The sequence below is a fragment of the Citricoccus sp. genome, assembly GCF_035445025.1.
GTDB lineage: Bacteria > Actinomycetota > Actinomycetes > Actinomycetales > Micrococcaceae > Citricoccus.
The window spans coordinates 1-20,050 of record NZ_DAOMPX010000015.1; the positions used below are offsets into that span (position 1 = coordinate 1).

The 20,050-nt window shown below is 72.0% G+C and carries 18 protein-coding genes; 15 read left to right on the plus strand and 3 right to left on the minus strand.

The features are described 5' to 3' along the window. The first annotated feature begins 46 nt into the window (after nucleotides 1-46). Nucleotides 47-2,188 (plus strand): acyltransferase family protein, encoded by a 2,142-nt coding sequence (locus PLJ28_RS06770; protein ID WP_298045222.1) that lies wholly within the window; start codon nucleotides 47-49, stop codon nucleotides 2,186-2,188. Nucleotides 2,189-2,246: 58 nt separating this feature from the next. Here the strand turns inward: PLJ28_RS06770 and PLJ28_RS06775 are convergent, their stop codons facing one another. Next, nucleotides 2,247-3,011 (minus strand): IclR family transcriptional regulator, encoded by a 765-nt coding sequence (locus tag PLJ28_RS06775; protein ID WP_370577096.1) that lies wholly within the window; start codon nucleotides 3,009-3,011, stop codon nucleotides 2,247-2,249. A gap of 102 nt (nucleotides 3,012-3,113) precedes the next feature. Between PLJ28_RS06775 and leuC the strand changes: the two genes are divergently transcribed. The 6 genes from leuC (at nucleotide 3,114) to PLJ28_RS06805 (ending at nucleotide 9,649) form a co-directional block, all read left to right on the plus strand. After that, nucleotides 3,114-4,592, plus strand: coding sequence for a 3-isopropylmalate dehydratase large subunit (leuC, locus tag PLJ28_RS06780; RefSeq protein ID WP_298045219.1), 1,479 nt, complete (start codon nucleotides 3,114-3,116; stop codon nucleotides 4,590-4,592). A 2-nt stretch (nucleotides 4,593-4,594) separates the two neighbouring features. Next, complete coding sequence (leuD, locus tag PLJ28_RS06785; RefSeq protein ID WP_183524766.1) at nucleotides 4,595-5,197, plus strand: 3-isopropylmalate dehydratase small subunit; 603 nt, start codon at nucleotides 4,595-4,597, stop codon at nucleotides 5,195-5,197. A 116-nt stretch (nucleotides 5,198-5,313) separates the two neighbouring features. Continuing rightward, a complete protein-coding gene (murA, locus tag PLJ28_RS06790; protein ID WP_183524769.1) occupies nucleotides 5,314-6,642 on the plus strand; it encodes a UDP-N-acetylglucosamine 1-carboxyvinyltransferase in 1,329 nt (442 codons plus the stop codon). Nucleotides 6,643-6,651: 9 nt separating this feature from the next. Continuing rightward, entirely contained in the window at nucleotides 6,652-7,374 is a 723-nt protein-coding gene (locus PLJ28_RS06795) for a lysophospholipid acyltransferase family protein (RefSeq protein WP_183524773.1), read from the plus strand. Beyond that, nucleotides 7,371-8,477, plus strand: a complete 1,107-nt coding sequence (locus tag PLJ28_RS06800; RefSeq protein ID WP_221243340.1) for an NAD(P)H-dependent glycerol-3-phosphate dehydrogenase — start codon at nucleotides 7,371-7,373, stop codon at nucleotides 8,475-8,477. The genes PLJ28_RS06795 and PLJ28_RS06800 overlap by 4 nt, the downstream gene beginning before the upstream one ends. Before the next feature lie 71 nt (nucleotides 8,478-8,548). Continuing rightward, nucleotides 8,549-9,649 carry a D-alanine--D-alanine ligase family protein gene (locus PLJ28_RS06805; protein ID WP_183528257.1) on the plus strand — a complete coding sequence of 367 codons (1,101 nt, stop codon included), beginning with the start codon at nucleotides 8,549-8,551 and terminating at the stop codon, nucleotides 9,647-9,649. A gap of 36 nt (nucleotides 9,650-9,685) precedes the next feature. On the opposite strand, the gene PLJ28_RS06810 is transcribed toward PLJ28_RS06805, so the two are convergent. Then, nucleotides 9,686-10,285, minus strand: coding sequence for a DUF3515 domain-containing protein (locus PLJ28_RS06810; RefSeq protein WP_255459410.1), 600 nt, complete (start codon nucleotides 10,283-10,285; stop codon nucleotides 9,686-9,688). A gap of 583 nt (nucleotides 10,286-10,868) precedes the next feature. Between PLJ28_RS06810 and PLJ28_RS06815 the strand changes: the two genes are divergently transcribed. From PLJ28_RS06815 to rsmD, 4 genes are read left to right on the plus strand one after another with little or no spacing between them, the layout of a single operon-like run. Beyond that, on the plus strand, nucleotides 10,869-12,329 hold the full coding sequence (locus tag PLJ28_RS06815; protein WP_298045215.1) for a tyrosine-protein kinase domain-containing protein: 1,461 nt from the start codon (nucleotides 10,869-10,871) through the stop codon (nucleotides 12,327-12,329). Nucleotides 12,330-12,339: 10 nt separating this feature from the next. After that, nucleotides 12,340-13,335, plus strand: a complete 996-nt coding sequence (locus PLJ28_RS06820; protein WP_183524780.1) for a DAK2 domain-containing protein — start codon at nucleotides 12,340-12,342, stop codon at nucleotides 13,333-13,335. After that, nucleotides 13,332-15,551, plus strand: coding sequence for an ATP-dependent DNA helicase RecG (locus PLJ28_RS06825; RefSeq protein ID WP_183524782.1), 2,220 nt, complete (start codon nucleotides 13,332-13,334; stop codon nucleotides 15,549-15,551). The genes PLJ28_RS06820 and PLJ28_RS06825 overlap by 4 nt, the downstream gene beginning before the upstream one ends. 9 nt (nucleotides 15,552-15,560) lie before the next feature. Next, nucleotides 15,561-16,190 carry a 16S rRNA (guanine(966)-N(2))-methyltransferase RsmD gene (gene rsmD, locus PLJ28_RS06830; protein ID WP_183524784.1) on the plus strand — a complete coding sequence of 210 codons (630 nt, stop codon included), beginning with the start codon at nucleotides 15,561-15,563 and terminating at the stop codon, nucleotides 16,188-16,190. Here the strand turns inward: rsmD and PLJ28_RS06835 are convergent. After that, entirely contained in the window at nucleotides 16,179-17,525 is a 1,347-nt protein-coding gene (locus PLJ28_RS06835; RefSeq protein ID WP_183524787.1) for an aminotransferase class I/II-fold pyridoxal phosphate-dependent enzyme, read from the minus strand. The two genes, rsmD and PLJ28_RS06835, sit on opposite strands and share 12 nt — an antisense overlap. 24 nt (nucleotides 17,526-17,549) lie before the next feature. Between PLJ28_RS06835 and coaD the strand changes: the two genes are divergently transcribed. The 4 genes from coaD (at nucleotide 17,550) to rpmF (ending at nucleotide 20,044) form a co-directional block, all read left to right on the plus strand. Beyond that, on the plus strand, nucleotides 17,550-18,020 hold the full coding sequence (gene coaD / locus PLJ28_RS06840) for a pantetheine-phosphate adenylyltransferase (protein ID WP_183524790.1): 471 nt from the start codon (nucleotides 17,550-17,552) through the stop codon (nucleotides 18,018-18,020). Nucleotides 18,021-18,121: 101 nt separating this feature from the next. Then, entirely contained in the window at nucleotides 18,122-19,033 is a 912-nt protein-coding gene (gene galU, locus PLJ28_RS06845; RefSeq protein ID WP_183524793.1) for a UTP--glucose-1-phosphate uridylyltransferase GalU, read from the plus strand. Between the two features lie 205 nt (nucleotides 19,034-19,238). Beyond that, the gene (locus tag PLJ28_RS06850) at nucleotides 19,239-19,838 is read left to right on the plus strand and encodes a YceD family protein (protein WP_183524796.1); all 600 of its coding nucleotides are present in this window, start codon (nucleotides 19,239-19,241) and stop codon (nucleotides 19,836-19,838) included. A 2-nt stretch (nucleotides 19,839-19,840) separates the two neighbouring features. Continuing rightward, nucleotides 19,841-20,044 (plus strand): 50S ribosomal protein L32, encoded by a 204-nt coding sequence (gene rpmF, locus PLJ28_RS06855; protein WP_029139287.1) that lies wholly within the window; start codon nucleotides 19,841-19,843, stop codon nucleotides 20,042-20,044. Nucleotides 20,045-20,050 lie beyond the last annotated feature (6 nt).

The following is a 20,050-nucleotide window of genomic DNA, read 5'->3' on the forward strand; positions in this document are numbered from 1 at the left end:
GTGAACCTATGCTGTGGCCATCGCGTCGCTGACATACGGGGGAGCCATGACCGAGGCCTTGGCCGCAGAGGAGCGGCAGTCTCCTCCCGGTGGCCTGCCCACGTCCCCTCGTCGCGACATCCAGGGACTCCGGGCCCTGGCCGTCCTGGCCGTCCTGATGGACCACCTCGCAGGCTGGCCGAGGGGTGGTTTCGTCGGGGTGGACATCTTCTTCGTGATCTCCGGTTTCCTCATCACCGGCCTCCTGCTCCGGGAGTATGAACGCACCGGGAGCATCTCGTTCCGCTCGTTCTACGTGCGCCGGTTCAAGCGGATCATGCCGGTATCGGTGCTGGTCCTCTTCGTCACCGTCGTGATGGCGAGCCTGCTCTTCCCCACGACGAGGACGGCCACCACGATGGGTGATGCCCTGTGGTCCCTCGTCTTCGCGGGCAACTGGCGGTTCGCCATCAGCGGCTCGGACTACTTCCAGGAAGGCGCCCTGCCCTCGCCGCTGCAGCACTACTGGTCTCTCGGCGTGGAGGAACAGTTCTACCTCGTCTGGCCGTGGCTCCTGCTGGTGGTTCTGGCCATCGTGGCACGGGCCCGGGGCACCCTGGCCGTCCGGCGTGGAGTACTGGCCGTCACGGTCCTGGCCCTGATCGTCGCCTCGTTCTCCTGGGCGCAGGCGGAAACGGCCCTGAACCCGACGGTCGCCTACTTCTCGACGGCGTCCCGGGCCTGGGAACTGGGGGTCGGTGCACTCCTGGCCGTCCTGGCCCCTGTCTTCGCCCGGCTCCCCGAACGACTGCGTTCCCCGCTGGCATGGCTCGGCTTGACGGGTATGGTCGTGTCGATATTCTGGCTCGCGCCGGGCCACGTGGGTTTCCCGGCGCCGTTGGCGCTGTTCCCGGTGGTCTCGGTCGCCGTGGTCATCGCCGCGGGGATCGGAGCACGGTCCACCGGCCCGTGGCCACTGACGAACCCGGTGAGTCGTTACGTCGGTGACATCTCCTTCTCCCTGTACCTGTGGCACTGGCCGGTCATGGTCCTCGTCACCGCGCTGACGCCCGGTGACGGGATCCGGTACTACCTGTGGTCGCTCATCCTGGTGCCCGTCCTCTCCGTCTGCAGCTACCACCTGGTGGAGGACCCGCTTCGCCGCGAGGCGTGGTTCACCCGCGAGGGGGAGCACGGCCGGCTGGGGCGCCGACCCGGTGCGCTGCGGACGGTCGCGGCCGTCGCGGTGGTGTGCGTGGCGGGCGCCGGCGTCGTCCTGGCGGCGTTCGCGGTCCGCTGGGACCACGCCGCGACAGCGGAGGGCGGACCCTCCGGTCAGGAGTCCGTCCTGGCCGGCTCGGCCGAGGCCATCGACGCGGCACCGGCCCCCACCGTGAAGGGCGGGTGCCTGGGGGCTGCGGCGATGGCGGCCGGGGAGGACTGCGCCGGCCTGCTGGGGGACCGGTTGCTGCCGTCCCTGGAGACCTTCGCCGAGGACACCGGCGGCCAGTACCAGTGCTGGCGGTCCAAGGACGGGCCCGCCTTCCCGGACTGCGACCTGGGTGACCCGGGCGGGACGCTCCGGGTGGCACTCATCGGGGACAGCCACGCGGCCTCGTTCCTTCCGGCCGTCGAGGCGGTGGCGGAACGCCACGGCTGGGAGCTGGACGTGTTCACCGGCTTCGCCTGCCACTGGTACGCCCACGAGGCGGGGGACAACTGCTACGGCCCCCTGCAGGACGCCGAGGAGGCCCTCCTGACCGGCGAGCCCTATGACGCGGTGCTGGTCACCTCCTCGCGCTACGACGATTCCCGGCCGCTCCAGGAGCGGACCGACCTGTACGTCCGGGCCTGGGAGCCCGTGGCGGCCCGGGGGACCCGGATCATCGCGGTCACCGACGTGCCCGCCGCCACGGAGGAGTCCATCCAGTGCCTGACCCGGATCGGGTTCTCCGTCACGGACAACGACTGCGGGGTGCCCCGCGAGGAGGCCCTGGCCAGGGTGGATCCCCTGCCGCGGGCGGCCTCCCGCGTGGAGGGCGCCGCCGTGGTCGACCTGACCGAGTACTTCTGCACCGAGGACCTCTGTCCGGCGGTGATCGGCAACACCGTGGTCTACCGGGACGCCAGCGGACACATCTCCTCGACCTACGCCCGGTCCCTGACGCCCTTCCTCGAAGAGGACCTGCTCGGCCTGCTGGACCAGTGACGAGCCGCAACGGGCCGTCCTGGCGTCCTCCTGAGCGGCCGCCGGACGGACACACGGGTCAGGACGAGGTGGTCTCGGCCGAGCGCACCAGCTCGGTCAGGTTGAGCGCGGCACGCATGACGGTCTCGGCATGGACCCGTCCCGGCTGGCGGGTGAGCCGTTCGATGGGGCCGGAGATGGACACCGCCGCGATGACCCGGCCGCTCGGGCTGCGCACCGGGGCGGACACCGAGGCGACGCCCGGCTCGCGCTCACCCAGGGACTGGGCCCAGCCGCGACGCCGGACCGCGGCCAGCACCGTGGGGGTGAACACGGCACCGGAGAGCCCCTCGACGAGCCGTTCGTGATCCTCCCAGGCCAGGAGCACCTGAGCGGCTGAACCGGCCTTCATGGACAGCCGGGTGCCCACCGGGATGGTGTCCCGCAGGCCCACGGGGCGCTCGGCGCTGGCGACGCAGACGCGGCTGTCCGCCTGCCGCCGGAACAGCTGGGAACTCTCGCCGGTGGCGTCCCGCAGCCGCGTCAGCACCGGCCCCGCCGCGGAGGTCAGGCGGTCCTCGCCGGCGGCGGAGGCCAGTTCTCCCAGGCGGCTGCCGAGGATGTACCGGCCCTGCAGGTCACGTCCCACCAGCCGGTGGTGGACCAGGGCGGCCGCCAGCCGGTGGAGCGTCGGGCGGGCGATGCCCGTGGCGGCGACCAGCTGGGCCAGGGAGGTGGGGCCGGCCTCGAGGGCGTCCAGGATCGCAGCGGCCTTGTCGACGACGCCGACACCGCTGGGCCGGTGCAACGCCTGGAGCTGGGGCGAGGTGGGAGGGATGTCCATACTCTGATACTAGCGTCTCAATATATGAGATTGTGTCTGAGGCGCTGGCCGCTCCCCGCAGGCGGTGCCACAGTGGAACGGTCACAGGTGGAAGGACTTGAGATGGCAGAGATCCCCGAGAACGCAGTCAATCCGGCGGCCCCGCGCACGCTGGCCGAGAAGGTGTGGCAGGACCACGTGGTCGTTCCCGGTGAGGGTGCCGGAGAGGCGCAGACCCCGGACCTGCTCTACATCGACCTGCACCTGGTACACGAGGTCACCAGCCCCCAGGCCTTCGAGGGCCTGCGGCTCGCCGGACGCCCCGTCCGCCGGCCCGACCTGACGATCGCCACCGAGGACCACAACACGCCCACGCTGGAGATCGACAAGCCGATCGCCGACCCGGTCTCGGCCAAGCAGATCCAGACCCTGCGGGACAACGCCCGCGAGTTCGGCATCCGGCTGCATTCCCTGGGCGACGCCGAGCAGGGCATCGTGCACGTCGTCGGACCCCAGCTGGGCCTGACCCAGCCGGGCATGACCGTGGTCTGCGGCGACTCGCACACCTCCACGCACGGGGCCTTCGGCGCGCTGGCGTTCGGCATCGGCACCTCGGAGGTCGAGCACGTGCTGGCCACCCAGACCCTGCCCCTGAAGCCGTTCAAGACGATGGCGATCAACGTCGAGGGCACGCTGCGCGACGGCGTCACCGCCAAGGACATCATCCTGGCCGTCATCGCCAAGATCGGCACCGGCGGCGGCCAGGGCTACGTGCTGGAGTACCGCGGCTCGGCCATCCGGTCCCTGTCCATGGACGCCCGCATGACCATCTGCAACATGTCGATCGAGGCGGGCGCCCGCGCCGGGATGATCGCCCCGGACGAGACCACGTTCGAGTACATCAAGGATCGCCCGCACGCGCCGCAGGGACAGGACTGGGACGCGGCCGTGCAGTACTGGAGCAGTCTGCCCACCGACGAGGGTGCCAGCTTCGACGCCGAGGTGTTCCTCGACGCCGACACGCTCGAGCCCTTCGTCACGTGGGGCACGAACCCGGGCCAGGGCGTGTCCCTCAGTGACACCGTGCCCTCCCCGGAGCAGTTCGAGGATCCCAACGCCCAGGCCGCCGCGCAACGGGCGCTGGAGTACATGGACCTGAGGCCCGGGACACCCATGAAGGACATCCGGGTGGACACGGTCTTCCTCGGGTCCTGCACCAACTCCCGCATCGAGGACCTGCGCACCGCCGCCTCCATCATCAAGGGGCAGGCCAAGGACGAGGACGTGCGGATGATCGTCGTCCCGGGCTCGGCGCGGGTGCGCCTGCAGGCCGAGGCCGAGGGCCTGGACCGGGTCTTCAAGGACTTCGGCGCCGAGTGGCGCTTCGCCGGCTGCTCCATGTGCCTGGGCATGAACCCGGACCAGCTGGCACCGGGGGAGCGCTGCGCGTCCACCTCCAACCGCAACTTCGAGGGCCGCCAGGGCAAGGGGGGCAGGACGCACCTCGTCTCCCCGGTGGTCGCGGCCGCCACCGCCATCCGCGGCACGCTCTCATCCCCGTCCGACCTGACCGCCGGTCAGTCCCAGTTCCAGGAGGCCTGATCATGGAACCGTTCGCCCGTCACACCGGAATCGGTGTCCCGCTCAAGCAGTCCAACGTGGACACGGACCAGATCATCCCGGCCGTCTACCTCAAGCGCATCACCCGGACCGGTTTCGAGGACGCCCTCTTCGCCGGCTGGCGCAAGGACCCGGAATTCGTCCTGAACCGTGAGCCGTATAACTCCGGGTCCGTGCTGGTGGCCGGCCCGGACTTCGGCACCGGATCCTCGCGCGAGCACGCCGTGTGGGCGCTGAAGGACTACGGCTTCAAGGCCGTGCTCTCGGCGCGCTTCGCGGACATCTTCCGCGGCAACGCCGGCAAGCAGGGCCTCGTGGCCGCCGAGGTGGACCAGCAGGACATCGAGCTGATCTGGAAGGAGCTCGAGAACCACCCGGGCACCGAGGTCACCGTGGACCTGCAGGGCCGCACCGTCAGCTGCGGCGCCGTGACGGCCGGGTTCCAGCTGGACGACTACACCCGGTGGCGGCTCATGGAGGGGCTGGACGACATCGGCCTCACCCTGCGCACAGAGGCCGAGATCTCCGCCTTCGAGGCCGCCAGGCCCCCGTTCAAGCCCGCCACGCTGCCCGCACGCACGGCCTGACCCCTCTTCGGGCCGTATGCTGGGATGCGGATCCGCGCCCCCGGGCGAACCACCCCAGTGGATCCATCACGAAGCTACGGCCCGACCCGGCGGGCCACGGAGGATGTCCACTGTCTATGGGAAATCTGCTGACGATCAACGGCGGCAAGCCGCTCGAGGGGCGCGTCAGCGTCCGGGGCGCCAAGAACCTGGTGCCGAAGGCCATGGTGGCCTCACTGCTGGGCGACAAGCCGTCCGTGCTGCGCAACGTCCCCGAGATCCGGGACGTGGACATCGTCACCGGACTGCTCTCCGTGCACGGCGTGAAGGTCAGCAAGGACCCGGTCTCGGGTGACCTGACCATGGACCCGGCGCAGACCAAGTCCGCCACGAGTTCGGAGATCGACGCCCACGCGGGGGACTCCCGCATCCCCATCCTCTTCTGCGGGCCGCTGATGCACTCGATCGGGGAGGCGTTCATCCCGGACCTCGGCGGCTGCCGGATCGGCGACCGGCCGATCGACTTCCACCTCACGGTGCTGCGCAGCTTCGGGGCCGTCGTGGAGAAGCGTCCCGGCGGCATCCACATCTCCGCGCCCAAGGGACTGACCGGCGCCAAGCTGGAGCTGCCCTACCCCTCCGTGGGGGCCACCGAGCAGGTGCTGCTGACCGCCGTCAAGGCCGAGGGCATCACGGAGCTCAAGGGCGCGGCCGTCGAGCCCGAGGTGCACGACCTGATCGCCGTCCTGCAGAAGATGGGCGCGATCATCACCGTCCAGACCGACCGGACCATCCGGATCGAGGGCGTCAGCAAGCTCTCCGGTTTCAACCACCGCGCCATCCCGGACCGCAACGAGTCCGCCTCCTGGGCCTCCGCCGCGCTGGTCACCCAGGGCGACATCTACGTCGAGGGCGCGATGCAGCGTGACCTGACGGCGTTCCTGAACACCTACCGGAAGATCGGCGGGGAGTTCGACGTCGACGACGAGGGCATCCGCTTCTGGCACGGCGGCGGCGCGCTCAAGCCGCTGGTGCTCGAGACCAACGTCCACCCGGGATTCATGACCGACTGGCAGCAGCCCCTGGTGGTCGCCCTGACGCAGGCGGAAGGGGTGTCGATCGTCCACGAGACCGTGTACGAGAACCGATTCGGCTTCACGGACGCCCTGGTACGCATGGGCGCCTCGATCCAATTGCACCGGGAGTGCCTGGGCTCGGTGCCGTGCCGCTTCGGGCAGCGCAACTTCCTGCACTCGGCCGTGATCTCCGGACCCACCGAGCTGCACGGGGCGGACTTCGACATCCCGGACCTGCGCGGCGGGTTCTCGCACCTCATCGCGGCCCTGGCCGCCAAGGGCACCTCGCAGGCCACCGGCATCGAGATCATCAACCGGGGCTACGAGAAGTTCATGGACAAGCTGACCGGCCTCGGCGCCGACGTCGAGCTCAGCCGCATCAGCCGCTAGGAGACTGTCTTGACCGCACCAGCCGGGCTCCGCGCCGGGTACTTCGCCGCGTCCCTCCTGGTCCGTCCCGGACTCAACGCCATCATGGCCAAGGAGTGGCAGGGCACCGAGAACATCCCGGACTCGGGCTTCATCGTCTGCGCCAACCACGTGTCCAACCTGGACCCGCTGGCCATGGGCCACTTCGTGTACAAGCAGGGCCACCTCCCGCACTTCCTGGCGAAGTCCGAACTGTTCCAGCTGCCGGTGATCGGCGGGCTGCTCACCGCCATGCGGCAGATCCCGGTCGACCGCTCCCGCGGCGGGAACGACTCCCTGCTGGCCGCGGACGCCGTCCTCGCCCAGGGCGGGGCCATCATCATCTACCCGGAGGGCACGCTGACCTCCGACCCCGACCTGTGGCCGATGAAGGCCAAGACCGGGGCGGCCCGGCTCGCCCTGAAGACCGGGGTCCCGGTGATCCCGGTGGCCCAGTGGGGCATCCAGGAGGTCCTGCCGCAGACCGCCACGGTGCCCTCCGTGCGGCCCCGCCACACCGGCAGGATCCGTGTCGGCACGCCGGTGTCCCTGGACGACCTGCGGGAGGCGCCGCTGACCCGGGCCGTGCTGGAGACCGCGAGCGAACGCATCATGTCCGCCATCTCCTCCGAGCTGGAGGTCCTGCGCGGGGACAAGGCACCCGAGGGGCGCTGGAACCCGCGGACCGGCCAGCGGGAGACGGTCCAGGCATGACGGGTTCCCGCACGCCGGGCGGGCCCCCGGTCGCGGCGGACCGCGCCCCGGCAGGCCCGGCACCCGAGACCCCCCGCAGCGAACGGATCGCCGTCGTCGGTGCCGGCAGCTGGGGGACGACCTTCGCCAAGGTGCTGGCAGACAGCGCCGCCGAGCGCGGCCTCGCCGATCCGGAGATCGTGCTCTGGGCGCGCCGCCCGGACGTGGCCGCCGGCATCAACGCCGCGCACCGCAACCCGGACTACCTGCCGGACATCGACCTGCCGGAGGCGCTGACCGCGACCACGGACCTCGCCGCGGCCGTGGCGGGCGCCGGCATGGTCGTGCTGGCCATCCCCGCCCAGGAGGTCCGCGGGCACCTGCCCGAGATCCGTGCGCACCTGGCCCCGGACGCCGTCGTGGTCTCCCTCGTGAAGGGGCTGGAGCGCGGCTCCGACGCGCGGATGAGCGAGCTGTGCGCCGAGGGGCTCGGCCTGGCCGCGGACCGCTTCGCCGTGGTCTCGGGACCCAACCTGGCCCTCGAGATCGCGCGCGAGGAACCGACGGCGACCGTCGTCGCCTCGGCCTCGCCCGGGACCGCCGCCTGGGTCGCCGAACGGGTCTACGGCCCCTACTTCCGGCCCTACACGAACACGGACGTGGTCGGCGTGGAGATCTGCGGGGTCGTCAAAAACGTGATCGCCCTGGCCGTCGGCATCTGCGACGGACAGGGCCTCGGCGACAACTCCAAGGCGTCGATCATCACGCGCGGACTGGCCGAGACCTCACGCCTGGCCGTGCGGCTCGGCGGCCGGGCGGAGACCCTGTCCGGACTGGCCGGCCTGGGGGACCTGGTGGCCACCTGCGCCTCGCCCCTGTCCCGCAACCGCAGCGCCGGCCGGCTCCTCGGACAGGGGCTCGACGTCGCGGCCACCACGGCCCGGCTGCGCCAGACCGCCGAGGGCATGAAGTCGGTCTCGGCCGTGGTGGACCTCGCGCGCCGACACGGCGTGGAGATGCCCATCAGCGAGGCGATCAACGCCGTCATCGCTGGCAGACTCGACGTCGACACCCTCGCGGGGCTCCTGTTGGCCCGCGACCTCAAACCGGAAGGACGACATTGACCCAGGACCCAGCCCTCCGTCCCGGCAGCGTCGGAGACAAGCACTGCCCGGGTTCGGGCCGGGACGGCCGGTTGCGCGTGCTTGTGCTGTTCGGCGGCCGCTCCTCCGAGCACCCCATCAGCTGCATCACGGCCGCCGGTGTCCTGAACGCCATGGACCCGGAGAAGTACGAGGTGGTGCCCGTGGGCATCACCACGCAGGGCCGCTGGTCGGCGGTCGCCGCGGACACCGCCCAGTGGAACCTGACCGGCACCGAGCTGCCCTCCGTCCCGGAACCGGACCAGCCCCTCGTGCTGGGGGCCACCCCGGACGGCGGACACGAACTGACGTCCGCCACCGATGCCGAGTCCCACGGGCCCATCGACGTGGTGTTCCCCCTGCTCCACGGCCCCTTCGGGGAGGACGGGACCCTGCAGGGCATGCTGGAGATGGCCAACGTGCCCTACGTGGGCCCCGGCGTGCTCGCCTCCGCCGTCGGGATGGACAAGCACTTCATGAAGATCGCCTTCCAGGCCGCCGGGCTCGCGGTGGGACCCTGGGAGACCATCACCGACCGGCAGTGGCTGACCGCCCCGGAACGGGCCCTGGACCGGGCCGAGGCCCTGGGCTACCCGCTGTTCGTCAAGCCCGCCCGCGCCGGGTCGTCGATGGGGATCAGCCGGGTGACCGACCGCGAGGGCCTGCGCACCGCCGTCGGGGTCGCCCGGGAGCTGGACCCCAAGGTCGTCGTGGAGGCGGGGATCGCCGGCCGGGAGATCGAGTGCGCCGTGCTGGACGGCCACGGCACGGACCGTCCCCGGGCCTCCCTGCCGGGTGAGATCGTGGTGCACGCCGGAGCCCAGCAGCACGAGTTCTACGACTTCCAGGCCAAGTACCAGGACGACACGGCAGCGGACCTGTCCTGCCCCGCGGACCTGCCGGAGGCCGCCATCGCCGAGGTCCAGGAGCTGGCCGTGCGGGCCTTCGAGGCCGTGGACGCGGAGGGCCTGTCCCGCGTGGACTTCTTCTACACCCCGGACGGGCGGTTCGTGATCAACGAGATCAACACGATGCCGGGGTTCACGCCGATCAGCATGTACCCGGCCATGTGGGAGCGCTCAGGCCTGGGCTACCGGGAGCTCATCGACGAACTGATCACCCTGGCCGTGGAGCGCGGGACCGGCCTGCACTAGCGTCCACGCCGGCCCGCACCACCCCGTCGGCCCGCGCTACCCGGTCGGCCCGGGCGTCGCCGGAATGGTCTCCGTGGGCGCCGACGTGCAGCCCCCGGTCGCCGGGATCCTCGAGACGGCCGGGGCCAGGTCCACCATGACCGAGCTCGAGGCGGCACGGGTGTCGTCGAACAGCACCTCGACCGCCGGCGTGCGCCCGTAGGTCGTCAGCGTCCAGAACTCGCCGTCGTCCCGGGTCACCCAGTCCACCCCGTTGGCGGTCACGCAGTGTTCGGTGGTCGGCCCGGGGGTCGGGACCCCGCAGCGCAGGATCACGGCCGAGGGCTCGCCCCAGGCCGCCGTGGCCTGGCTGTCCGTCTCGCGCCGGTCCAGGCCGGCGACGGCGTCCGGCAGGGCCACCATGGCCTCGGCGCACACCGGGTCAGTGGCCTCCGGGGCGGGCTCGACGTCGGCCACCGGCGCGGCACAACCGGTCACCAGGAGGCCGGCGGCCACCATCCCCACGCCGAGCGCGGCGTTCCGGCGCCCGGCGGCGCGCGGCCGCCCCGCGGGACGGCAGGGGAGACCGGCCTGGGCCGGACCGCCGGAACCGGCGGATCGGACGCGAACCTCGGAGTCAACACCGCGCGAAAGCATCCACCCAGCCTACGACGGCTGGCCGTGACCGTGACGTAGCATGGTTCCCAGCGCCGCGGAAGAGGGGGGTCGTCCCGGGCCGGGTCCCCAGGTGTGCGCTCTCCACCGACATGCCGACCCAGCCCGATCGCGGAGGACCCCCTTGTCCCACCCTGTGCGCCGTGACGCCGAGACGGTGGGACATCTCCCCGACGTGGCCTCGACCGCCGGATGCGGTGAGGTCCGGGTGACGGATCGGCCCTGCCCCCCGCGAGCGATCGACCCCGCGTTCCTGACGCCGGTGGTGACGGGAACTCCGGGTAGGATCACCGATGTGGTCACGGAGCTATCCCCCTACCTGACCATGGACGATTCCCCCACCGTCGGCACGTTGGCCGGCCGGGGGAGGACCATGACAGACCTCCGGTCCGGCGACGCCGACATGTTCACGCTGCCGACCCCTGGCGTCGGCCGGGTGCGGGGACAATCGGCCGCCTGGCCGGACGTACAGGCAATCGCGACCACCGGCCCAGCGTTGGGCCAGGGCGAGATGGCGTCGTATCGAACCGGTCGGTGACCGGGACCAACCAGAAAGGATCGCGACTTGGACCTGCGCGACTACATCCGGATCCTGCGGAACAATTGGCTGTCGATTCTGTTGATCACCCTCCTGGGCGTCGCCGTCGCGGCCGGCGCCACGGCGCTGACGAAGCCCACCTACACGGCGCGGACCCAGATCTTCGTCGCGGTGAACTCGGGGGAGACCGCCACTGACATCCTGCAGGGCTCCAGTTTCTCGGAGAAGCGCGTCACGTCCTACGTCACCCTGGCCAAGAGCCCGCGCGTGCTGCAGCCGGTCATCGACGAGCTGGGCCTGGACGCCAGCCCCACGGCGCTCGCCGCGACCGTGGAGGCCACCGCCCCGCCGCAGACGGTGCTGATCAACCTGTCCGCGAGCCAAGAGGATCCGGCCCGGTCGGCCGAGATCGCCAACGCGGTGGCCGAGTCCCTCATCGCCACCGTCTACGCGGTCGAGGATCCCGAGGGGGGTGGCGACCCGTTGGTGGACCTGTCCGTCGTGGAGAGCGCGGACGTGCCGGTGTCCCCGTCCAGCCCCCGCGTGGCGCTCAACCTGGTGCTCGGCCTCGTGGTCGGTGCCGCGCTCGGCGTCGCCTTCGCCCTGCTGCGCAGCCTGCTGGACTCCCGTATCCGCAGCCGCGAGGACGTCGAGCGGGTCACGGACGCCCCGGTGCTCGGTGCCTTCGCCGACCACAAGGACGCCGAGGACGAGGCCATCATCTCCCTGGACGACCAGTTCGACCCGCGGGCCGAGAACTACCGCCAGTTGCGCACCCACCTGAAGTTCACGAACGTCGACGGCGGCACCCAGTCCGTGGTCGTGACCTCCCCGATCCCGGGCGAGGGCAAGACCACCACCGCCTGCAACCTGGGCATCATGCTCGCCGAGTCCGGAAGCCGCGTGCTGGTCATCGATGCCGACCTGCGCCGTCCGCGAGTGGCCAAGACGCTGGGCCTGGAGGGGGCCGTCGGGCTGTCCACCGTCCTGTCGGGCCAGATCGACCTCGAGGACGCCATCCAGCCGTGGGGGCCGGACGGCGAGCTGGACGTGCTCACCTCGGGTGAGATCCCGCCGAACCCCTCGGAACTGCTCGGTTCGGACGCCATGCGGCGGCTCATGCACCAGCTCGAGGGCCGGTACGACATGGTCCTGCTCGACGCACCTCCGCTGCAGCCGGTCACCGATCCCACGGTCCTGGCCGCGATGGCCTCCGGCGTCATGCTCGTCACGCGCGTGGACGGTTACGTGCACCGCGAACAGCTGCAGGGCGGGCTGGACAGCCTGGAGTCCGTGGACGCGCGCCTGCTGGGCCTGGTCCTGACCCGCGTGCCGAACCAGCGCGGCACCTACTACGCCTACCAGTACGCCTATCAGTCCGACGTCGTGGAGCCGACCTCGAGCCGGCGCGCCCAGGGTGGCCGCGGATCCGCCGAGTCCAGTGACCGGAACGGCCAGAAGGCGCTGACGGACATGCGGTTGCGTTGAGGTACCCGGCATGACGGAGGAGGCACAGTCCCCCCGGGCCACCTCCCGGGTGCACCGGTGGCTCGCCCTGTCGGAGACCGCCCTGGGCAACGCCTCGGACCGGATGGACGCCATCAACATCTTCCCGGTCCCGGACGGGGACACCGGCACCAACCTCTACGGGACGGTCCGTGCCGCGCGGGCAGCCCTCGAGGACCGGTCCGCGGACGACGTCGGGGAGGCGCTGTCCATCGCCGGACGCGCGGCCCTGGACCAGGCCCGGGGCAACTCGGGCACCCTGCTGGCCGTCATGCTCATCGGCATGTCCGAACCGCTGACCGGTCATGAGCGGATGACCGCGCCCTCCCTCGCCGTGGCGCTGGACCGCGCCCGGGCCAGCGCCTGGGCCGCCCTGTCCGACCCCCAGGAGGGCACCATGCTGACGGTGCTCGCCACGGCCTCCCGGGCGGCCTCCGAGTACGTCTCCCGGCACGCCGACCTGCCCGACGACCAGCTCCGGGGCCGCAAGGAACTCGGCAACGCCCTGGACGCGGTGGTGGACGCCGCGTGGCAGGCCGTGGTGAACACCGAGGGCCAGTTGCCCGCACTGGCCGAGGCCCATGTGGTGGACGCCGGCGGCCTGGGGCTGCTGCTGGTGCTGGACTCACTGCGGGCCACCGTCCTGGGCACCGGCATCGACCCCGGACTGCTGGATGGCCTGCACGGATTCTCCGCGGGGGACCCGCACATCCACCAGGGCAGGGAGTCGCCGGTCGGCTACGAACTGATGTGCAGCATCTCCCTGGACCCGCTGACCGCCGCGACGCTGCGCTTCGAGCTCAACGAGGTGGGTGACTCCGTGATCATGAGCCCGGTGGACGCCCCGGCCGACGGCGAGGGGCCCGTCCGCTGGCGACTGCACGTGCACGTGGACGACCACGCCTCCGCCGAGGCGCTGGTCCGCAAGGCCGGCACCCCGGAGAACCTGGTCGTCACCCCGCTGCAGGATCCGGGGCAGTCCGGGTGAGCCCCGACCCGCTCGACCAGCCGCTGGAACGGCTCCTGGGCGGCAAGACCGCTCAGCGCCTGGAGCGGGAGCTGGGCCTGCGGACGGCCCGGGATCTCCTGGAGCACTTCCCGCGCCGCTGGATCGAGCGCGGGGAGATGACCGCCATCGCCTCCCTGCCCGTGGGCGAGCAGGTCACGGTGGTCGCCCGGGTGGTGTCCGCCAGCAGGCGTCCGATGCACTCCCGGCGCGGCTTCATCGTGGACGTCACCGTGACGGACGACGACACCTCACGTCCGGCCAGCCTCGACATGGCCTTCTTCAACGGCTACGACGCCCAGCGCCGCCTCAAGCCCGGGCTGCGCGCGATGTTCCACGGCAAGACGGCCCTCTACCGCGGTGAGCTGACCCTGAACAACCCGGACTTCTCGGTGCTGGACGACTCCGAGCAACCGGACCGGGAGGACCTCGCCCCGGTTCCCCTGTACCCGGCCACCGCGAAGGTCCCCAGCTGGGTGCTGCGCAGTTCCGTGTCCACCGTGCTGGACGCCCTGGACTGGGCCGGCGTCGAGGATCCCGTGCCGGCCGCCCTGCTTGAGGACGCCGCGGACGACGGCGTCCCCCTGCCGTCCCTGGCCCAGGCGTACCGGGACATCCACCGGCCCGTGGAGGTGCGCGACGCCCACCGGGCGCGCCGCCGGTTCGCCCTGCACGAGGCGCTCGTGCTGCAGGGTGCACTGGCCGTGCGCCGGCACGCCAGCGCCGCCCACCGGGCGGTGGCCCGGCCCGCGGTCGAGGAGGGCCTGCGGTCCGCGCTGGACCGACGCCTGCCGTTCACCCTGACCGCCGGCCAGGTCTCCGCCGGCCAGGTGCTGTCCGCGGACCTGTCCCGCGACCATCCCATGAGCCGGCTGCTGCAGGGCGAGGTCGGCTCCGGCAAGACGCTCGTGGCGCTGCGTGCCATGCTCCAGGTGGTCGACGCCGGCGGCCAGGCCGCGCTGGTGGCCCCGACCGAGGTGCTGGCCGTCCAGCACCACCGCTCGCTGGTGTCCGTCCTCGGCCCCCTGGGGCGGGCCGGCCGGCTCGACGCACCGGACGGACCCGCCACCGAGGTGGTGCTGCTGACCGGCTCCATGCCCGCCGCCGCCCGCCGCGAGGCCCTGCTGAAGATCGCCTCCGGCCAGGCGGGGCTGGTGGTGGGCACCCACGCGCTGTTCTCCGGCACCGTCCAGTTCGCCGACCTGGGGCTGGCCGTGGTGGACGAGCAGCACCGCTTCGGCGTGGACCAGCGCGAGGCGTTGCGCCGGGCGAACCCCGGAACCCACCTGCTGGTCATGAGCGCCACCCCGATCCCGCGGTCCGTGGCCATGACGGTGTTCGGTGACCTCGACCTGACCGTGCTCCCGGGGCTGCCCTCGGGACGGCAGCCGGTGGCCACCCACGTCGCCCGCATGGCCCACGGCCCGCGGATCATCGCCCGGGTGTGGGAGGTGATCGCCGAGCAGGTGGCCGCCGGCCACCAGGCCTTCGTGGTCTGTCCCAAGATCGACCCGACCGACGCCGGCGCGGCCGACGAGGCAGACGGGGACGGCGGCGCGGCCGCGTCCCGCGACCGTCGTCACGACGCCGCGGTGGAGGACATGGTGCCCCGGCTGCGGGAGCTGCCCGCGCTGCGGGGTGCACGGATCGCCGGTCTCCACGGGCGGCAGGACCAGCAGGCGCAGGCAGAGGCCATGGGCCGGTTCGTGGCGGGTGAGGTCGACGTGCTCGTGGCCACCACCGTGATCGAGGTGGGCGTGGACGTGCCCAACGCCACCGTGATGGCCATCCTGGACGCCGACGCGTTCGGCCTGTCCACCCTCCACCAGTTGCGTGGCCGGGTGGGGCGGGGCACCGCCCCGTCCATCTGCCTGCTGGCGACCCGCCTGCCGGACGGTCACCCGGCGGTGGAACGCCTCGAGGTGGTCGCCGGCACCCAGGACGGGCTGGAGATCGCCCGGGCCGACGTGATGCAGCGGGGGGAGGGCGACATCCTCGGTGCGGCCCAGCACGGGGGGAGCCGGCTGAAGGTGCTCAAGGTGCTGCGTCACGCCGACCTGATCGACCTCGCCGCAGGCTGGATCGAGGACCACCAGGGCCCCGACGGGACGCTGGAGGGCCACCCGGCGCTGGCCGCGGCCGTTGCCGCCTGGGAGGCCGGGCACGTCGGAAGCGGCGACTACCTGGAGAAGGGCTGAGGGACGCATATGCCCAGGATCATCGCCGGCCAGGCCGGTGGACTGCAGTTGTCATCGGTGCCGGGGGACGGGACCCGGCCGACCACCGACCGCACGCGGGAGGCGCTGTTCTCGTGGCTCGCGGCGCGCGGCTGGCTGGAGGAGACGGCCGTGGTGGACCTGTTCGCCGGCTCGGGGGCGCTCGGTGGCGAGGCCGCCTCCCGCGGGGCCGCACGGGTCCTGCTGGTGGAGCGGGACCGCCGGGCCGCCGGGGTGTGCCGGAAGAACGCCGCGGCCGTGAACCACCGGCTGGGCCGTGACGTGGTCCAGGTGGCCGTCGGGGCCGTCGACCAGGTCCTGTCCGGGCCTGCCGGTGCCGGGCCCTGGGACCTGGTGCTGGCCGATCCGCCGTACCCGCTGGAGGGGCCGGCGCTGACCGCGACCCTGGAGCGGATCGCGGCGGTGATGGCCCCCGGGGGCCTGCTGGTGCTCGAGCGATCCGTCCGGTCCGTCGAGCCCGAGTGGCCCGCGGGGATCGAGGTGCTCGAGGCACGGACCTACGGGGAGACGGTGCTGTACTACTGTCTCGGCCCGGACGATACGGCGTCCGGCGACCCCGACGCTGGCGCCGGGGACGGCGCGGGGCACTCAGCCGGCTGAGACCGCCGGCAGTGCCGCGAGCCGGCGCACCGCGTCCTCGATGGTGTCCATCGGCTTGCAGAACGCCCAGCGCATCCAGGACCGCAAGCGGCGCGCACCGTCTCCGTCGCCGTCGTCGGGACCACCGGCGGTGCCCTCCGGGCCACCGGTCCCGGGGCCGGGTGTGCACAGCGCACTCACCGGGATGCCCACGACGCCGGCCCGGGCGGCGAGCGCCTCGGTGGCCGCCGCGGCATCGTCCAGGCCCACGGCGGACAGGTCGGTCACCGTGAAGTAGCCCGCGGCGGGCACGACCGGATCGAGGCCTGCCGCCCCCAGCCCGGCGAGCAGCCGGTCGCGGGAGGCACGCAAGCGGTCCCGCTGGCCGGCGAGGAAGACGTCGCCGTCGGCCAGGGCCCCGGCGATGGCCGACTGGTAGGCCGGGCCCGTGGAGTAGGTGAGGAACTGCTTGACCGCCCGCACGGCCGCCACCAGTTCGGCCGGCCCGGTCACCCAGCCCACCTTCCACCCGGTCAGCGAGAAGCTCTTGCCGGCCGAGGACACGGTCAGGGTCCGCTCCCACGCCCCGGGGACGGCCGAGACGGGGTGGTGCCGGCCGTCGTACACCAGGTGCTCGTAGACCTCATCGGACAGGATCAGGACCCCGTGCCGGGCACAGACCTCGACGAGCCGGCCGAGCAGCACCGGGTCCGGGACCACACCCGTGGGATTGTGGGGGGTGTTGAGGACCACCACACGGGTGTCCGGGCCGAGGGCGCGTTCCAGGGCCTCCGGCTCCGGCAGGAAGTGCGGGGGCCGCAGCGGGACGGCCGTGAACCGGGCACCGGCCAGCGCCGTCATGGCCGCGTAGGAGTCGTAGTACGGCTCGAAGGCCACCACCCCGTCGCCCGGGCCGACGAGGGCCAGCAGGGCGGCCGCGATGCCCTCGGTGGCTCCCGTGGTCACCAGGACCTGCCGGTCCGGGTCCAGTTCCAGGCCGTAGTGGCGCCGCTGGTGGGCGCTGACCGCCTGCCGCAGGACGGGCAGGCCCAACCCCGGGGCGTACTGGTTGGCCCGGTCCGCGCCGGTGCGGATCGCCTCGGCGGCACGGTCGCGGATCCATGCCGGCCCGTCCTCGTCCGGGGAGCCCTGGCCGAGGTTCACGGCCCCGTGCCGGGTGGCCAGTGCGGTCATGGCCTCGAAGACGGTGGGCGTGGGGACGCCTCCGGCCAGCAGCCCCGCCGCCGCGGCGGTGCGCCGCCAGGGCTCGGGGCGTCCGTCCCGGGTCGTGGACGGGTGCCGCGTGGGCCCCGTGTCGTCAGGTTGCGGGCCTCGGGCGGGCGCTGTGGTTCCCATGGTGCTCCATAGTATGTTCGGTGCATGCGTCGCGCCGTCTGCCCAGGATCCTTCGACCCCCTGCACAACGGGCACGTGGAGGTGATCGCGCGCGCCAGCAACCTCTTCGACGAGGTCATCGTGGCGGTGTCCACCAACTACGCCAAGAGCCACCGCTTCGACCCGGAGACCCGCATCGAGATGATCCGGGAGACCGTCTCGTCCCTGCAGGGGATCTCCGTGGTGCCGATGGGGGAGGGGCTGCTGGCGGAGTTCTGCCGCAAGGCCGGGGCCAATGCCATCATCAAGGGCCTGCGCAACACCACGGACCTGAACTACGAGATGCCGATGGCCGCGATGAACCGCCACCTGACCGGTGTGGAGACCGTGTTCCTGCCCTCGGACGGGCGCTACGCCCACCTGTCCTCCTCCCTCATCAAGGAGGTCGGCCAGCTCGGCGGTGACATCTCCGAGTTCGTCCCCCGGGCCGTGATGCGCCGGCTGGCCGAGCCCTGAGGCGCCGGCGGCCCTGACGGCCCCGGCGGCCGGACGCCCCCGGCGGTCATCCGGCGCCATCCGTCACCGTGCCGGTCACCTGGCCGGGTTATCCTGCCCCCATGACTTCCCGTTCCAAGAATCCCCGCACCCACAAGGCCGTCATCCCGGCCGCCGGCCTGGGCACCCGTTTCCTGCCGGCCACCAAGGCGATGCCCAAGGAGATGCTCCCGGTGGTGGACAAGCCCGCCATCCAGTACGTGATCTCCGAGGCGCGGGCGGCGGGCCTGGACGACGTGCTGATGGTCACGGGCCGGTCCAAGCGGGCGCTGGAGGACCACTTCGACCGGGTACCCGCCCTGGAGCGCACCCTGGAGCTCAAGGGGGACTTCTCCAAGCTGGACAAGATCCAGGAGGCCACCAACCTCGGGGACATCCACTTCATCCGCCAGGTCGATCCCAAGGGCCTGGGCCACGCCGTGCTGTGCGCCGCCCAGCACGTGGGCGAGGAGCCGTTCGCGGTGCTGCTCGGCGACGACCTCATCGACGAGAACGACAACCTGCTCCAGCGGATGATCGACGTCCAGCAGGCCAAGGGCGGTTCCGTCATCGCCCTGATGGAGGTCCCGCGCGAGAACATCTCGGCCTACGGGGTCGCCGAGGTCACCGCCGTGGAGGGCGGACCGGAGGACGTGGTGAAGGTGACCGGGCTGGTGGAGAAGCCCTCCGCGGAGGACGCCCCGTCCAACCTGGCCGTCATCGGCCGCTACGTCCTGGACCCGGTGGTGTTCCAGATCCTGCGGCGCACCGGCCCCGGCCGGGGCAACGAGATCCAGCTCACCGACGCCCTCCAGGTGCTCGCCGAGGGCACCGGGGAGGGCTTCGGGGTCCACGCCGTGGTGTTCCGCGGCAAGCGCTACGACACCGGGGACAAGCTCAGCTACCTCAAGGCCGTCATCGAGCTGGCCAGCGCCCGCGAGGACCTGGGACCCGAACTGCGCCCCTGGCTCAAGGACTTCGCCGCGTCCATCTGACCCGCTCCCGGGCACCTCAGCCGTCCCCGCGCCGCGGACGCCCGGTCCCCGCCCGCGTCCTCGCGGGCGGGGACCGGTACGCCATTTGGACCGATGGGGCCGAACCGCTAGACTGGTGAGCCGGTCCTGCGGGTTCTTCCCTGCCCGGATTCCTCGTTGGGGGGGATCCGAACCGTCGTCTACTGTCCATCCGGAAGGAATGCTGATGTCCGCGTCATCGTCCCCGGCTGCCAGCGGCGCGTGGGTGGTATCCGTCAAGGACCTGGTACGCAGCCCGGGGTCCATGAGGACCCTGGAGGAGCAGTGGCCGGCCCCCGGGGCATTGTCCACTCCGCTCATCGGCATCCCGGAGCATGCTCCCGTGGACGTCGAGCTGCGTCTGGAATCGGTCCACGAAGGCATTCTGGTCACCGGCGAGGCGCATGCCGAGCTGGTGGGCGAGTGCAGTCGTTGCCTCGACCCGATCCGGGACGGGATCACCGTTGACCTGCAGGAGCTGTTCCTCACTGCCGCCCCCGAGGGTGACAGCGACGAAGAGCGCCTGGTGGTCCACGAGACCGTGGACCTGGAACCCGTCCTCCGGGACGCCGTGGTGACGGCCCTGCCGTTCCAGCCGGTGTGCCGGGACGAGTGCCAGGGCCTGTGCCCCGACTGCGGCATCCGACTGGATGACGCGCCCGCGGACCACGCCCACGAACAGCTGGATCCGCGCTGGGCGGCGCTGGCTGCACTGACCAACCCAGCCGAGGCCGGCACCGCCGGTCCGGACCAGAAGACCTCATCCGACGAGACAGAAGAGAGATAGCCGTGGCAGTTCCGAAGCGGAAGATGTCCCGTTCCAACACCCGTGCCCGCCGCTCCCAGTGGAAGGCCACCGTGCCCCCGCTGGTGAAGTCCGTGGAGAACGGTCGCGTCACCTACCGCCTGCCGCACCAGGCCCAGGTCGTGACCGACTCCGCAGGTACGCCGTTGTTCCTGGAATACAAGGGCCGCAAGGTCGCCGACGCCTGAGTGCCC

Bases quoted from the DNA above. Each gene is read 5' to 3' on its own strand.
- PLJ28_RS06770 (WP_298045222.1), top strand. From the start codon at position 47: ATGACCGAGGCCTTGGCCGCAGAGGAGCGGCAGTCTCCTCCCGGTGGC.
- PLJ28_RS06775 (WP_370577096.1), bottom strand. From the start codon at position 3,011: ATGGACATCCCTCCCACCTCGCCCCAGCTCCAGGCGTTGCACCGGCCC.
- leuC (WP_298045219.1), top strand. From the start codon at position 3,114: ATGGCAGAGATCCCCGAGAACGCAGTCAATCCGGCGGCCCCGCGCACG.
- leuD (WP_183524766.1), top strand. From the start codon at position 4,595: ATGGAACCGTTCGCCCGTCACACCGGAATCGGTGTCCCGCTCAAGCAG.
- murA (WP_183524769.1), top strand. From the start codon at position 5,314: ATGGGAAATCTGCTGACGATCAACGGCGGCAAGCCGCTCGAGGGGCGC.
- PLJ28_RS06800 (WP_221243340.1), top strand. From the start codon at position 7,371: ATGACGGGTTCCCGCACGCCGGGCGGGCCCCCGGTCGCGGCGGACCGC.
- PLJ28_RS06810 (WP_255459410.1), bottom strand. From the start codon at position 10,285: ATGCTTTCGCGCGGTGTTGACTCCGAGGTTCGCGTCCGATCCGCCGGT.
- PLJ28_RS06820 (WP_183524780.1), top strand. From the start codon at position 12,340: ATGACGGAGGAGGCACAGTCCCCCCGGGCCACCTCCCGGGTGCACCGG.
- rsmD (WP_183524784.1), top strand. From the start codon at position 15,561: ATGCCCAGGATCATCGCCGGCCAGGCCGGTGGACTGCAGTTGTCATCG.
- PLJ28_RS06835 (WP_183524787.1), bottom strand. From the start codon at position 17,525: ATGGGAACCACAGCGCCCGCCCGAGGCCCGCAACCTGACGACACGGGG.
- coaD (WP_183524790.1), top strand. From the start codon at position 17,550: ATGCGTCGCGCCGTCTGCCCAGGATCCTTCGACCCCCTGCACAACGGG.
- galU (WP_183524793.1), top strand. From the start codon at position 18,122: ATGACTTCCCGTTCCAAGAATCCCCGCACCCACAAGGCCGTCATCCCG.
- PLJ28_RS06850 (WP_183524796.1), top strand. From the start codon at position 19,239: ATGTCCGCGTCATCGTCCCCGGCTGCCAGCGGCGCGTGGGTGGTATCC.